Origin of the sequence: Klebsiella sp. K5-204 (assembly GCF_030128585.1) — a bacterium.
GTDB classification, from domain to species: Bacteria; Pseudomonadota; Gammaproteobacteria; order Enterobacterales; family Enterobacteriaceae; genus Klebsiella; species Klebsiella quasipneumoniae.
Map to the genome: position 1 here is coordinate 165,299 of NZ_JAKUZS010000004.1, position 15,126 is coordinate 180,424.

At 52.4% G+C, this 15,126-nt stretch carries 13 protein-coding genes; 8 read left to right on the forward strand and 5 right to left on the reverse strand.

From position 1 onward, the window contains the following. Positions 1–54: 54 nt before the first annotated feature. From spoT to gmk, 3 genes are read right to left on the reverse strand one after another with little or no spacing between them, the layout of a single operon-like run. Complete coding sequence (spoT, locus tag MKR05_RS12350; protein ID WP_004205080.1) at positions 55–2,175, reverse strand: bifunctional GTP diphosphokinase/guanosine-3',5'-bis pyrophosphate 3'-pyrophosphohydrolase; 2,121 nt, start codon at positions 2,173–2,175, stop codon at positions 55–57. An 18-nt stretch (positions 2,176–2,193) separates the two neighbouring features. Continuing rightward, positions 2,194–2,469, reverse strand: a complete 276-nt coding sequence (gene rpoZ, locus MKR05_RS12355; protein WP_000135058.1) for a DNA-directed RNA polymerase subunit omega — start codon at positions 2,467–2,469, stop codon at positions 2,194–2,196. 54 nt (positions 2,470–2,523) lie between these two features. Next, positions 2,524–3,147 carry a guanylate kinase gene (gene gmk, locus MKR05_RS12360; RefSeq protein ID WP_002922664.1) on the reverse strand — a complete coding sequence of 208 codons (624 nt, stop codon included), beginning with the start codon at positions 3,145–3,147 and terminating at the stop codon, positions 2,524–2,526. Between the two features lie 258 nt (positions 3,148–3,405). On the opposite strand from gmk, the gene ligB reads away from it, so the two are divergent. Next, complete coding sequence (ligB, locus tag MKR05_RS12365) at positions 3,406–5,085, forward strand: NAD-dependent DNA ligase LigB (RefSeq protein WP_072413808.1); 1,680 nt, start codon at positions 3,406–3,408, stop codon at positions 5,083–5,085. 5 nt (positions 5,086–5,090) lie between these two features. Here the strand turns inward: ligB and MKR05_RS12370 are convergent, their stop codons facing one another. After that, positions 5,091–5,708, reverse strand: a complete 618-nt coding sequence (locus tag MKR05_RS12370; RefSeq protein WP_002922654.1) for a trimeric intracellular cation channel family protein — start codon at positions 5,706–5,708, stop codon at positions 5,091–5,093. 275 nt (positions 5,709–5,983) lie between these two features. Between MKR05_RS12370 and MKR05_RS12375 the strand changes: the two genes are divergently transcribed. After that, entirely contained in the window at positions 5,984–7,249 is a 1,266-nt protein-coding gene (locus tag MKR05_RS12375; protein ID WP_050533487.1) for a chloride channel protein, read from the forward strand. A 44-nt stretch (positions 7,250–7,293) separates the two neighbouring features. Here the strand turns inward: MKR05_RS12375 and MKR05_RS12380 are convergent, their stop codons facing one another. After that, complete coding sequence (locus tag MKR05_RS12380; protein WP_002922636.1) at positions 7,294–8,157, reverse strand: YicC/YloC family endoribonuclease; 864 nt, start codon at positions 8,155–8,157, stop codon at positions 7,294–7,296. A gap of 623 nt (positions 8,158–8,780) precedes the next feature. On the opposite strand from MKR05_RS12380, the gene MKR05_RS12385 reads away from it, so the two are divergent. The 6 genes from MKR05_RS12385 (at position 8,781) to pyrE (ending at position 15,092) form a co-directional block, all read left to right on the forward strand. Continuing rightward, positions 8,781–10,481, forward strand: coding sequence for a lysophospholipid acyltransferase family protein (locus MKR05_RS12385; protein WP_044525052.1), 1,701 nt, complete (start codon positions 8,781–8,783; stop codon positions 10,479–10,481). Between the two features lie 89 nt (positions 10,482–10,570). Further along, positions 10,571–11,536 (forward strand): HlyD family secretion protein, encoded by a 966-nt coding sequence (locus MKR05_RS12390; RefSeq protein WP_044525051.1) that lies wholly within the window; start codon positions 10,571–10,573, stop codon positions 11,534–11,536. After that, complete coding sequence (locus tag MKR05_RS12395) at positions 11,529–12,446, forward strand: ABC transporter ATP-binding protein (RefSeq protein WP_023291370.1); 918 nt, start codon at positions 11,529–11,531, stop codon at positions 12,444–12,446. Before MKR05_RS12390 ends, MKR05_RS12395 begins: the two co-directional genes overlap by 8 nt. Next, a complete protein-coding gene (locus MKR05_RS12400) occupies positions 12,433–13,572 on the forward strand; it encodes an ABC transporter permease (protein WP_023291369.1) in 1,140 nt (379 codons plus the stop codon). The genes MKR05_RS12395 and MKR05_RS12400 overlap by 14 nt, the downstream gene beginning before the upstream one ends. Positions 13,573–13,668: 96 nt before the next feature. Next, on the forward strand, positions 13,669–14,385 hold the full coding sequence (rph, locus tag MKR05_RS12405) for a ribonuclease PH (protein WP_023319338.1): 717 nt from the start codon (positions 13,669–13,671) through the stop codon (positions 14,383–14,385). Positions 14,386–14,450: 65 nt separating this feature from the next. Beyond that, positions 14,451–15,092, forward strand: a complete 642-nt coding sequence (gene pyrE, locus MKR05_RS12410; RefSeq protein ID WP_004205073.1) for an orotate phosphoribosyltransferase — start codon at positions 14,451–14,453, stop codon at positions 15,090–15,092. The last annotated feature ends 34 nt before the right edge of the window (positions 15,093–15,126 follow it).

Here is a 15,126-nt window from a genome sequence, read left to right on the forward strand (position 1 = left end):
CAGATTTGTCATTCGCTTGCCGCCTTGATGCAATTCGAATGTTTTGTCTAAAAGCTAATTTCGGTTACGGGTGACTTTAATCACGTCCGGCATGACGCGTATTTTGCGCATGATATTCGCCAGATGCACGCGGTCGCGGGCGGTCAGGCGGATAAAGGCGCTGTATACGCGGCCATCTTTCTCTTCCGTATTCAGGCTCTGGATATTGGAAGAGGCGGTGTTGATCGCCGCCGTCAGGTTAGCCAGTGCGCCCTGGTGGTTAAACATATCCACCTTGATCTCCGTAATGAACTCCTGAGCGGTCTCTTTATCCCACTCAACCGCCATAAATTTCTCCGGCTCTTTCTGGTAGCCGCGGATGTTACGACAGGATTCATGATGGATAACCAGCCCTTTGCCGGGACTGACGTGGGCGATAATCGGGTCACCGGGGATCGGGCGACAGCACTTGGCGAAAGTGATCAGCACGCCATCGGCGCCTTTGATCGGCAGATGGCCGTGGTTTGAGGCATTGGCCGGCACCGGCGCCGCAGCGGCTTCGCCCTGCTGCAGGTTTTTTGCCACCACCACGCTCATGGCGTTGCCCAGACCGATCTCCGCCAGCAGATCGTCAAGCGAGGCCAGCTTCATCCGGTCGAGCTCGCGCTGGATATTCTCCGGCGGGATCTCGGCGAGTTTGCGGCTACCGCCCAGCGCGTGGTTGAGCAGGCGACGGCCAAGGCTGACCGAGTCATCGCGCTTGAGGTTTTTCAGCAGCTGACGGATTTTGGCGCGCGCCTTCGAGCTGACGACAAAGTTCAGCCAGGCGGCATTCGGACGTGCGCCCGGCGCGGTAATAATTTCGACAGTCTGACCGCTGGAGAGCGGCTGCGACAGCGGATAGGGCTGGCGGTCGACGCGCGCGCCGACGCAGGCATGGCCGATATCGGTATGCACCGCATAGGCGAAGTCCACCGGCGTGGCGCCAGCGGGCAGTTCGACAATGCGCCCTTCCGGGGTGAAAACGTAAATCTCATCGGGGAACAGATCGGATTTAACGCTCTCGATAAATTCAAACGAGCTGCCGGCGCTCTGCTGCAGCTCCAGCAGGCTTTGCATCCAGCGCTGGGCGCGGATTTGCGCGGTGGTGCTGCTTTCGCCGCCGTGCTCTTTATAAGCCCAGTGCGCCGCGACCCCCATCTCCGCCATCTGGTCCATGTCTTCGGTACGAATTTGTACCTCGACCGGGACGCCGTGGGGGCCGATCATCGAGGTGTGCAAAGACTGATAGCCGTTCGCTTTCGGAATAGCGATGTAATCTTTGAAACGACCTGGACGCGGTTTATAGAGGCTGTGCATCTGGCCAAGCACGCGGTAGCAGACATCGGCATCATGGACGATAACGCGGAAGGCGTAGATATCCATGATCGAGTGAAAACGCTGCTCTTTAAGCACCATTTTGCAGTAGATCGAGTACAGATGCTTTTCGCGACCGCTGACGCGGCAGGGGATCCCCGCTTCCTGCAAACGCCCTTCGATTTCCGAGAGAATCTTTTGGATCATCTCTTTACGGTTGCCGCGCGCCGCTTTGACCACCTCTTTAATGACGCGGTAGCGGTTCGGGTACAGCGCCTCAAAGCCCAGCTCTTCGAGCTCGGTTTTGATGTGATGGATACCTAAACGGTGCGCCAGCGGGCTGTAGATTTCCAGCGTTTCGCGGGCGATGCGGCGGCGTTTATCCGGGCGTAGCGAGCCCAGGGTACGCATGTTGTGGGTGCGGTCGGCAAGCTTGATGAGGATGACGCGGATGTCCTGCACCATCGCCATGATCATTTTGCGAAAGTTTTCGGCCTGTGCCTCTTTTTTATCGCGGAACTTGAGCTTATCAAGTTTCGATACCCCCTCTACCAGTTCGGCGACGCTTTTACCAAAAAGCTGTTCCATGTCCTGGTAGGTGGCGGGAGTATCTTCAATCACATCATGCAGCAGCGCGGCCATCAGCGTTTCGTAGTCGAGCTTCATCTCGGCCAGAATACAGGCTACCGCGACCGGGTGCGTGATATAAGGTTCACCGCTTGAACGTGTCTGACCCTCGTGAGCGTCACGTGCAACGAGATACGCCTGCCGCAGACGTTTGATCTGGTCTTCCGGCAGGTAGTTTTGAATCAGCTGATTCAGGCTTTCAAACAGATACAAGGGCGACCCGCTGTGTGATTAACGACGACCTTCAGCAATCGCGGTAACGGCTTGTAATTCAGCGGCTTCCTGCTCTTGCTGTTCCTGGCGCTCACGTACGTCGAGGATCTGGTTGTTGATCAGACCTTCTTCGATTTCGCGCAGTGCGATTACGGTGGTTTTATCGTTTTCTTCCGGTACCAGCGGATCCTTTCCGCCTACCTGCATCTGACGAGCGCGACGCGCGGCGACCAGTACCAGGTCAAAACGGTTACCAATTTTCTCTACAGCGTCCTGAACAGTTACGCGTGCCATACTTAAAATGCTCCACAGGTGAAGAAATGACTGGGCATGATACTGAATGTGGGTTCAGTCTGCCAATAGTTTGGTGATTAAAGCGCCATGTCGCTGCTTTTGGCGGCTCATGCGCAGACGTTCAGCGCGGATGATATTTTTCAGGTCGCTCAGGGCGGTGTCAAAATCATCGTTCACAATCAGGTAATCATATTCGGCGTAATGGCTCATTTCCGCAACGGCCTGAGCCATTCGCTTCGCGATCACCTCTTCGCTGTCCTGGCCGCGGCCGCGCAGGCGACGGTCCAGTTCATCTTTTGACGGCGGCAGAATAAAAATGCTGCGTGCGCCAGGCATGCTTTTACGGATCTGCTGCGCGCCCTGCCAGTCGATATCGAGGAAGACATCAACGCCGGTCGCCAGCACCTGCTCGATCGCTTTACGCGACGTGCCGTAATAGTTGCCAAAGACCTCTGCATGTTCCAGAAACGCGTTTTCGCCAATCATCGAGCGGAATTCGTCGTGATTCACGAAGAAATAATGTTCGCCGTGCACTTCACCCGGACGCGGCGCCCGCGTGGTATGGGAAACCGATACCTGGGTGTCATACAACGGTTGGGTTTTTAATAAAGCCTGAATCAGGCTGGATTTACCCGCGCCGCTAGGGGCGGAAACAATATAAAGCGTGCCTTGAGCCATGAGTGTCTTTTGTATGTGGTTATCGAAAGAGGTCCTACATACGAGCCTATTATACACGTCGCCGCGGCGTGACGCAGTCCTTGTCACACTTTTTGCCGCTGTTTCTTTCATTTTGCCTGCCGTTTTCCTGAATTCGCCAGCCGTTGCTGCAACGAGGTGTAAATCCTGGAAGGCGCTTCGCAGGGTGAAAAAGCGCCCGTCGCGGTTTCCGGCATTCTGCCGCAGACTCTCCGCCAGGTGATGAAGGAGGGGACAGCAATGCGTAAAGGAGGAGGGTGGCTGGCGATAGGGATGTTCTCCGCCAGCGCGCTGGCGACGTGTCCGGACTGGCCGCCGGCCAAAGGCAGACAGGAGATCGCACGTCTACATCAGCAGATTGACGCCTGGAACGAGGCTTACTGGCGACAGGGCGCCAGCGAGGTGAGCGATGACGTTTACGACCAGCTCGCCTTGCGCCTGGCGCAGTGGCGGCAATGCTTTCCGGGCGCGACGCCTGAGGATGACGATCTGCCTCCGCCGACTGGCGATACGCGTCATCCAGTCGCCCATACTGGCGTGCGCAAGCTGGCGGATGGGGCCAGCGTGGCCCGCTGGATGAAAAATAAAGCCGACCTGTGGGTACAGCCTAAAGTGGACGGCGTGGCGGTCACCCTGGTCTATCGCCAGGGGCATCTGGTTCAGGCTATTAGCCGCGGGGATGGCCTGCGCGGTGAGTTGTGGACCGCCCGAGCGCGGCAGATCCCGGCGCTGGCGAAGCTGACGACCGGCGAACTGGCCAACAGCGTGCTGCAGGGGGAGCTATTTCTGCGTCGGGAGGGGCATATTCAGGAGCAGGCTGGCGGAATGAACGCGCGGGCGAAAGTCGCCGGGTTGATGATGCGGGCTGACGCGGCGGCGGCGCCGCTGAGCCAGCTGGACGTTTTTATCTGGGCCTGGCCAGACGGTCCCTCGGATATGCGCCGTCGACAGCAGCTGCTGGCGCAGGCGGGGTTTGGCTACAGCGGACAATACACCCATTCGGTAACGCGCGTTGAGCAGGTGGCGGAGTGGCGCCAGCGCTGGTATCGCTCGCCGCTCCCCTTCGTCAGCGATGGCGTGATTGTGCGTGAAGGACGCGAACCGTCGGGGCGCGTCTGGTCACCGGGAAGGGGCGAGTGGCTGGCAGCCTGGAAATATCCTCCGGCATCGCGGGTGATGGAGGTGCGGGCGATCCATTTCAGTACTGGCCGCAGCGGCAGACTCAACGTAGTGGCTGAGCTTGAGCCCCAGCGGCTGGATGACAAACGCGTGCAGCGGGTTAACGTTGGCTCTGTGAGCCGCTGGCAGGCGCTGGATATCGGGGTTGGCGATCAGCTGCAGATCAGTCTGGCAGGCCAGGGTATTCCAAGGATCGACGCTGTTGTCTGGCGGACGGTCGAGCGCCATAAACCGACGCCGCCGGCGGCGAAATTCAATGCGCTAACCTGCTATTTCGCCACCCCCGAGTGCAGCGAACAGTTTCTTTCCCGGCTGGTCTGGTTGTCATCAAAGTCGGCGCTGGATATCGATGGCGTAGGGGAAAGCGTATGGCGCGTTATTCAGCAGCAGCACCCGATGGAGCATCTTTTTTCCTGGCTGGCGCTCACGCCGGAGCAGCTGCAGGCGATGCCGGGGATCTCGGCTGCCCGCGGGCAGCACCTCTGGCATCAGTTTGATCTTATTCGTAAACGGCCTTTTATACGCTGGGTGTTGGCGATGGGGATCCCGGTGCCCCAGGGGGCGCTGGCGCAGCCTGGCAGTGAAAACTGGCGCCTCCTCACGGCAAAGAGTGAAGCGCAATGGCGCACGCTGCCGGGCGTGGGGGCGATCAGAGCCCGACAGTTAGTGGCTTTCCTGCATGACCCTGACGTGGCGGCGCTGGCGCAATGGCTTAGGAGGCAGCGCATCCCCGGGTTTTAAGGCGGTTAGTGGGCGTCGTGGGTGTAGTGGAAGACCGGTAGCCCGAGCTTCCAGCGCAGCGCCAGCATGCGGGCGGTAAAGCCGAACAGCAGCGTGGCCAGAACCACCACATCGTGGCTGCTGACGTAGTGTTGCAGCGCTATATAGAGTACCGCTGCGGCAAACGAGATCCCGGCATACAGCTCTTTCTGGAAGACCAGCGGAATGCGCTTGCAGAACATATCGCGCAGTACGCCGCCGAAAACGCCGGTGATGACCGCAGCAATAGAGGCGATAACCGGGCCTTCGCCCATATCCAGGGCGATCTGCGCGCCGATGATGGAAAACACGATCAGCCCCAGCGCATCCAGCACCAGGAAAAGCCGGCGAAGGTGCGGCATTACCGGGGCGGCAATTGTGGTAAGGACGGCGGCGACGGCGACAATGATGACGTATTCCGGATGCTTCACCCAGCCGAGAGGATAGTGTCCCAGCAGGATATCGCGAACAGAACCCCCGCCCAGCGCGGTCGCGGTGGCGATAATAATGACGCCAAACGTGTCCATCCGCCGACGACCGGCAGCCAGCGCTCCGGTCATGGCTTCCGCGGTGATACCGATTAAATACAGAACATGAAGCAGCATAGATCCCCCCAGACAGTGGCCGGCAGGTTAACGATTTGTGCGCAGGATCACGATTGATATTTTCTAAAGTGAAGTCGTTAGGCCAGGAAAAAGTAATGACAACATGGCTTAAATTGGCTTTATTTGGTGGTTAAGTATTATTTTTTGAATTTTTACAGATTAGAAAAAGTAATGTCTTATTCCCGATCGGTTATCTATATTGAAAACGCTATGAATACCTAATGTTTAAGTCCCGACCTTTATCCTTTTATTTTCTTTCTCGAGGAGATGAGAAAATGCGTGTCGCCGCCGGGAACAAACATTATCTGACTCGCCTGATGGCTGTGGTATTAACCGGGATTCTGGCCGGTCTGTCCGGTATGGCGCTGGCGCTGATTTTACATGCCATTCAGCACCTGGCTTTTGGCTACAGTCCAGCGCATATCGTTGGTTCGGTGTCATTTTTACAGGGCGTCACGGCGTCGCCCTGGCCACGTCGCATCGCGGCAATCGTGGCCGGCGGCATCGTCGCCGGATTTGGCTGGTGGCTGCTTGGTCGCTATGGGCAGAAGCGGGTTTCCATTGCCGCGGCGGTGGCTAACCCTTCCGTCCCCATGCCCGCGGGCACCACGACGATCCACGCTCTGCTGCAGATCGTCACCGTAGCGCTGGGGTCCCCGCTTGGCCGCGAAGTGGCTCCTCGGGAAATGGGCGCGCTGGGAGCGGGGATGGTGGCGCGTAAGCTGCGCCTGCTGGAGGATGAAACCCGTACGCTGATTGCCTGTGGGGCGGGCGCGGGCCTGGCGGCGGTGTATAACGTCCCGCTGGCAGGGGCGTTGTTCACCCTCGAGGTCATGCTGCTGTCGTTTAGCTGGGAAAAAACGCTGGCGGCGATAATGACCTCGGCGATTGCCGCCTGGACGGCCACCCTCGGGTTAGGGGATGAATCGCAATACCATTTTGTTTCCAGCGCGCTTCCGCACACCTTTCTCTGGTGGGCGATTCTGGCGGGCCCGATTCTTGGCGCCGGCGCCTGGCTCTTTCGCAAAGCGACCAGCGCAGCGCGTTCACGCGTGCGAAGTAACTGGCAGATGCCGGTGTTCTGTCTGCTGGCGTTTTCGCTTCTGGCCGTCCTTAGCCTCTGGTTCCCTGCGCTACCGGGCAATGGCAAGGGGCCGATGCAGCTGGCGCTCAGCGACGGGCTGCCTCACTCCATGGTCGCGATCCTGTTAGGGCTGAAGCTGGTGGTGATCCTGGCGGTGTTGCGCGGCGGCGCGGAAGGCGGGTTGTTAACCCCGGGGCTGGCGGTGGGCGGGCTGGCCAGCCTGCTGCTCTGCGCGCTCTGGCAATCAGGGTTCCCTGGCGGAGATGAAAGCAGTTTCGCCCTGGTGGGGGCAGCCGCTTTTCTCGCCGCCTCCATGCAGATGCCGCTGACGGCGGTGGTGCTGGTGATGGAGTTCACCCACATGGATCACAGCTATCTGGCCCCGACGCTGCTGTGCGCGGCAGGGGCGTTTTTGACCTGCCGGGTACTGGATAAAAAAATAGTGCTTTTGAAATGAATGAAAAAAGGCCGGTAAACCGGCCTTCAGAAAGGTATCTGAGATTACTCGATATTCTGGATCTGCTCGCGCATTTGCTCGATCAGCACTTTCAGCTCAATCGCAGAGTTGGTGACCTCGGCATTGATCGATTTTGACGCCAGGGTGTTCGACTCACGGTTGAACTCCTGCATCATAAAGTCGAGACGGCGACCCACAGCCTCTTTCTTTTTCAGAATGTTGTAGGTCTCTTTTACGTGGGCTTCGAGGCGGTCCAGCTCTTCGGCAACGTCGATACGCTGCGCCATCAGCACCAGCTCTTGCTCGAGACGGTTATTCTCCAGCTGCACTTCAGCATCTTCCAGCTTGGCGACCAGACGCTCGCGCTGCCACTGGAGAATTTCCGGCATATGGGCGCGAACTTTCGCCACTTCGCCGCTCACGCCTTCAAGACGCTGCTCGATAAGCGCTTTCAGCGCCTGGCCTTCCGTTTCGCGAGCGACGATGAAGTCATCCAGCGCGCCGTCAAGGGCTGCCAGAATATCGGCGGCGATGGCGTCAAGATCCTGTTCTTTGGCGGCCATCACGCCCGGCCAGCGCAGGATATCAACCGGATTGATTTCCCCTTCATCACTCTGCATTTTTACCCAGTTGGCGGCGTTAACCAGCTGTTTAGCCAGCTTTTCGTTGAGAATCAGTTCGCCCTGAGCGCTGGGGTCTTGTTCAAAACGCAGGGTGCATTCGACTTTACCGCGAGTCAGGCGGGCGCGAATGCGCTCGCGTACCACGGGCTCCAGGCTACGGAACTGCTCCGGCAGGCGGAAGTACGTTTCCAGATAGCGCTGGTTTACCGAGCGCAGCTCCCATGCGGCGCTACCCCAGTCACCCTTGATTTCACGGCGGGCATAGGCGGTCATACTGCGGATCATAGACGTTCCTGTTTTCGTAATAATGAATGCAAGGATTATAGCTATGCCGGCGGTGACTTAACAGGAATAGTGATGAAATACTTCAAGACTGATTTTTTAAGGGACATAGCTTCGGTGTATTTAATGCGATTACTTTGCTTAGTGAAATGTATCCTTTTATAGCAGATAGGAAATAAGCTTTGATTCTTTCGCGGCTTAAGCATCATTATGCTGTTAATTTTTATCAAATGAATTCTGTCTATTCGCAGTAAAGCTATCTCTCCCTGCTTTCAGGCAGAATAAAAAAGAGTGAAAAACCGTAGGCCTATTTTTATTATTGAATGTGAGTATGATCATCCACATGTTTTTGTATCGTCTTAAAGCTATATCGTGGTATTTTTTACAAAGTATAACCGCCAAAAATGTTATGGGGTATTACCTTTAACTATTATGTATGCTTTTTCTGAATTCAATATGACAAAAGTATTAATATCTCTGTTGGGTGCATTCTCTTCATGAATATAATCAATTTAATTATATTTATTTGTTTTGTAATGGCAATGATTTAACTTTATGTAGTATTGTCCGGCAGCAAGATCGCGAGTATAGTCATTTTAGATGAGTTCTATAAAAAGGATTTTAATATGGACACTATCTTTGATAAAGTCATTAGAGAATTTTTCCCAAATACAAATATACCCTTTTGGAAAAAATGGCTTTTCAGGTCCGCTTTCGGCAATAAGAAATTTACTCGCATAATATATAACGATCGGTTAGTTAATCAAAGTGGAGTCGAATGGGTTAATTCGGTCGTCGATCTCCTTGAATTGCAATGTGCAACCGAACAACATCAATTTAATAACATACCCGAAAATGGGGCAGCGGTTGTTATTTCAAATCATCCAACTGTCATCGATGGTCTTGCTTTAATACATACGGTCTCCCGGGTGAGGAAAGATATAAAAATAATTGCCAACCACATTTTGCCAATTATATTTCCACAGGTGGCAGAACTGACCATTGGTATTGAAAATATGGCCGGTAAGATGAGCCATAAAAAATTTAGAGAGATGAACAATCATCTGCGAGAGGGAGGCGTATTAATTATATGTCCAGCGGGTAAACTGGCTAACTGGTCTCTTTCAGGTTTACAGGAGCATAAGTGGAACCCCGGTTTTTTACAGCTGGCGATGAGAAATAATGCGGCGCTGGTGCCTATTCATATTACGGGTAAAAACAGTAACGTTTATTATCTTACTGCAACGATCTGGCGGCAACTGTCAAATATAATGGTTATTCGTGAAGCTCTCCGCCATCGTGGAAAGACCATGGGAATCAATATCGGACAGCAAATAACCTTATCTTCATTGCAAAAATACAATGAAGATCTTTCTGCAGCAGCTAATGTATGTTTGATGCACCTCCAGAGCATAGGGAAGAATGGAGCAGCTCTTGTCGATACGATTTCGCCACAAGGACTAAAAGAAGATAGAGAGGATTTAATAAGTGCGATAGATGAGTGCGAAATATTAAGACAGTTTGATGATGGAAGAAAATTATTGATTTATCGCTGCAATACTGGCCGTTTCTCACCAATTATTGATGAGTTAGGACGCTTACGCGAACGCTGTTATCGCGATATTGGTTCAGGGTCCGGTAAAGATAGAGATAATGATATTTTTGATGAAAGTTATTATCACATTTTATTGTGGGATCCTGCTGAAACAGAAATTCTGGGGGCGTACCGTCTCGTTCCTGTTGGCGAGCAACTCGCCCGCCATGGAATAGCTGGCCTCTATAGTAATAGCTTATTTAAATATCATGATAGCGCCTATTTGTGCTTAGAGCAGTGTGTAGAAATAGGTCGTGGCTTTATCCAGAAACCTTATCAAAAAGGTAATGTTCTTGATTATTTATGGCAAGGTATATTCGATTTTATAAAAAGATACCCCAACTATAAATATTTATTAGGTGTGTTGACTATCCCAGGATCTTTTCCTGAAGAGGTACAGAAACTGATTGTGAGTTTTTATAATATGTACTTTCCCACCACGACTGATTTTTGTACACCAATAGCCCTGTTCACGGTAGAAACTACACAAAGCGATAGTCCTTTTAGCGGAAACGATTTTAGCGAAGACTGGAGTATGTTAAATCATCTTCTGAGAGAAAAAGGTTATAAGCTGCCCTGGCCTTTTAAACAGACTGCTAAATGGTTCTCTCCAGGTGGGTCGTCGATTATTTCATTTACTAAAGATGAGGCTTTTAACTCGATAGCTGGGTTAAATCTGAGCGCTATTGATAAATTGAATGAAGTATACGTTAAACATTATTTAAAAGACTGAGTTGACGATGACTAGCGGGTACTGGAGTAATGATGCTTTAATCCAGCCGTCAGTAATAAGGGAAATGATATGCGTATGGATACGTTTTAATGCAAAAGTCAGTAACTAAATGCTTTGTCATGATTTCGATGCTAGTACTCTCGGGATGTGATAACAAACCGGATAACATGCTATCCGGTTATTCACATGGTGAATTTGTATACCTTTCTTATTCTGGTAATGAAAAAATAGAACGAATCTTCATTAATAAGGGCGATAATGTCATTCCAGGACAGGAGTTAGTGAAGATTGACTCCTTCGATGCACAAAATATTTTCCTGCGTGCTGAAGAAAAACTTTCAGCTGAGAGCGCAGTGTTACGAAATCTGAAATCGGGAGAGCGGCCAGAAGAGCTGGATATTATACGGTCACAGCTAAAAAAAGCCCAATCGGCAGAATCACAGGTAAAGCGGCAGCTTGGGCGATATCGTCATCTTTATGCCAACCATGCCATATCGCGGGCGGAATGGGAGGATATCAGGGATGAGTTAACGCAAAAAGGCGCACAGGTTGAAGAGTTAATTAATCAACTCAAGGCACGGCAACTACCGGCCCGTCAGGATGAGATTAGCCAACAGCTCTCGATGGTGGCCGCGGCAAAACTCGAACGTGATAAAGCGCTTCGGGATGTTCAGCAAACGACGATTGTATCTCCAATAAATGCCAAAGTTTTTGATATTATATATCGTGTCGGGGAGCGTCCTTCAGCCGGCAGACCAATAATCAGTCTGTTACCACCTGAGAATATAAAAGTACGCTTCTTTATACCCGAGGCGATGCTCGGTAAATTTTATATCGGGACGAAGGTAAGACTTTTATGCGACGGTTGTGCAGAACCTATTCCTGGCGTTATTAATTATATCAGTCCTGAAGCAGAGTTTACGCCCCCGGTTATTTACAGTACGAAACGCCGTGAAAAACTTATTTTTATGGCCGAGGCGATCCCTGTCCTGGAGCAGGCTGAACGGATGAAAATCGGTCAGCCGTTTGATGTGGAGATTATTGGCAATGAATAATCTTTGTATTGATGTGAAAAATCTCAATAAACATTTTGGCGAACATCATGTCGTAAAGGATTTCTCATTACAGGTGGCAAAAGGCGAGATTTATGGTTTTCTTGGTCCGAACGGTAGCGGAAAAACGACATCGATACGGATGATGTGCGGTTTGATTACGCCCGATTCAGGTGAAGGTTTTTGTCTGGGTATGGACATCTTCACTCAGCGGGAAAAAATAAAACAAAAGATAGGCTACATGACTCAGTATTTCTCGATGTGGGGAAATTTAACTATTCGGGAAAACTTATATTTTATTGCACGATTATATGGCCTTGACCAGCGTAAGGCCCGGGTTGAGGATGCGCTTACAGAATTAGGTCTTACTTCCCGGCAGCACCAGCTGGCTAAGGAACTTTCTGGCGGCTGGAAGCAAAGAATGGCCCTCGCCGCCTGCATGTTGCATGAACCTGTTTTGCTGTTTCTGGATGAACCGACCGCTGGCGTGGATCCAAAAGCGCGACGGGAGTTCTGGCAAATGCTGCATCAGCTCTCTGACAAAGGGATCTCAATACTGGTGAGTACGCATTATATGGACGAGGCAGAGCGCTGCCATAAAGTTGCTTACCTCTCTTATGGTCGGCTACTGGCGAATGGCACTATTGCATCGATTATCGCTTCGCAGAATCTTATTACCGTGAGAACCAGCGGCGCTGGGCTGACGGTGCTTGAAAGCCAGCTCCAGCGCTTGCCGGATATTGAACAAACGGTCATTTTTGGCAATCAGCTTTATGTTACTTCCAGAGATGAAGCGAAGTTAGCATCCGCGCTATTTGCTTTTAAACAACAGGGTTATGAGTTCTGCCAGGTCGATACCAATCTGGAAGACGCATTTACCTATTTGATGAAAAACAATTGTGAAAAAAATTAATTTAAACTTCTCTCTAATCCGCTGGTTCGGTGTGGTTATTAAGGAGATCCACGAATTACGTCGTGATAAAGTCAGTATCAGCATGGTACTCCTTACCCCTATTTTTCAGCTGATCATTCTTGGCTATGCGATAAATATGGACCCGCATCATCTTCCTACCGCATTACTGAATTACGATAGCGAACGCATGAGTCAGGTTTTTGTGACAGGAGCGCAAAATACCGGATATTTTTCGATGATACCAGTCGATTCTGAAGAGGCAGCTCAGAAAGCATTTGTTCGAGGTGATGTCACTTTTATCGTAACGATCCCCGAGGGGTTTACGCGCAAGATGCTGCGTGGAGAAAAACCTCAGCTGCTCATTCAGGGGGATGCTATCGATCCGATGACCACGGGAAATGCGTTAAGTGCTCTGGTGCAGGTTGCGAAATCGATGTTTCAGCAAGACTTGCCGGGTGAAATGCGTGTAGAGCAAAAAGAGGATGATTTTGAGCTTATTATCCATCGCATGTTTAACCCGGAGGGGATCACCCAGTTTAATACGATTCCCGGTATTATGGGGTCGATACTCAGTACAACCTTGATCCTGATGACCGCTCTGTCGATTACTCGTGAGAGAGAAAACGGTGCGTTAGAAAATTTACTGGTTTCTCCTTTGACGGGGCTTGAGGTCATTGTTGGTAAGATAACACCTTTTGTTATCATTGGCCTGTTTCAGGCGACGTTAATTCTGATTGCCGCCGTTCTGTTATTTGATATTCCTCTTCATGGCAGCGTTTTCCTGCTTTTTTTGGTGTTGTTAATTTATGTCTTCCTCTGCCTGTCAATCGGCATTGGTATTTCTGGCATAGCGCAAAACCAACTGCAGGCGCTGCAAATGTCGTCATTTTATTTTATCCCTTCCATTATGCTGTCTGGCTTTATCAGTCCTTTTATTAGTATGCCCGACTGGGCGAAAGCCATTGGCTCCTGTTTGCCGCTGACCTACTTCATCCGGTTGGTAAAGGGCATTATGCTGAAAGGGTATTCTGCGACGGCATTATTACCCGATCTGTTGCCGCTGATTGGCCTGGCGGTGATAGTGATCGGCGTAGGGTTGAAATCTTATCGGAAAACGCTGGACTGACATTATGTGCGCGCCCGGCAGGTGTTGGCATAGGCTTTTCGCCATGAAATTCGTATAATGCGGCCTTACATTCGTTTCAAGCCGGAGATTTCTATCATGCGTCCAGCAGGTCGTAGCGCCAACCAGGTGCGCCCCGTTACCCTGACCCGTAATTACACAAAACACGCTGAAGGCTCTGTGCTGGTTGAATTCGGTGATACCAAAGTGCTGTGCACCGCCTCCATTGACGAAGGCGTACCGCGTTTCCTGAAAGGACAGGGACAGGGGTGGATCACCGCTGAATATGGCATGCTGCCGCGTTCAACGCACACGCGTAACGCGCGTGAAGCGGCAAAAGGCAAACAGGGCGGCCGGACGATGGAAATTCAGCGCCTGATCGCCCGTGCGCTGCGCGCGGCGGTTGATCTGAAAGCGCTGGGCGAGTTTACCATCACCCTCGACTGCGATGTGCTGCAGGCCGACGGCGGCACCCGCACCGCGTCTATTACCGGTGCCTGCGTGGCGCTGGCCGATGCGCTGAATAAGCTGGTGGCGGCCGGCAAGCTGAAAACTAACCCGATGAAAGGGATGGTGGCGGCGGTCTCTGTTGGGATCGTTAATGGCGAAGCCATCTGCGATCTGGAGTACATCGAAGACTCTGCCGCGGAAACCGATATGAACGTGGTGATGACCGAAGATGGTCGCATCATCGAGGTGCAGGGTACGGCAGAAGGCGAGCCGTTCACCCATGAAGAGCTCCTCACTCTCCTGGCGTTAGCCCGAGGGGGGATCGAATCCATTATTACGACGCAGAAGGCGGCGTTAGCAGATTAGTTTTTAAGGCGACTGAGAAGTCGCCTTTTTTTTGACCGTAAAAAAGTAAGATGAGGAGCGAATCCATGAAGCCGTATCAGCGCCAGTTTATTGAGTTTGCGCTTAGCAAGCAGGTTCTTAAGTTTGGCGAGTTCACGCTGAAATCCGGGCGTAAGAGCCCCTATTTCTTTAACGCCGGCCTGTTTAACACCGGGCGCGATCTGGCTCTGCTGGGCCGTTTTTATGCCGAGGCGCTGGTGGATTCCGGGATTGAGTTCGACCTGCTGTTTGGCCCGGCCTACAAAGGGATCCCGATTGCCACCACCACCGCGGTGGCGTTAGCCGAACACCATGACCGCGACCTGCCTTACTGCTTTAACCGTAAAGAGGCAAAGACTCACGGCGAAGGCGGCAATCTGGTCGGTAGTCCACTGCAGGGCCGGGTCATGCTGGTGGATGATGTGATCACCGCCGGTACGGCGATTCGCGAATCCATGGAGATCATCCAGGCCAACGGCGCGCAGCTGGCGGGTGTGCTGATCTCCCTGGATCGTCAGGAGCGCGGCCGCGGCGAAATCTCCGCCATTCAGGAAGTGGAGCGGGATTACGGCTGCCAGGTTATCTCGATCGTCACCCTGAAAGAGCTGATCGCTTACCTGGAAGAGAAACCGGAGATGGCGGAACACCTGGCGGCAGTTCGCGCTTATCGCGAAGCCTACGGCGTGTAACGAAAAAGCCCGGTAAGCAGAGCGCTACCGGGCA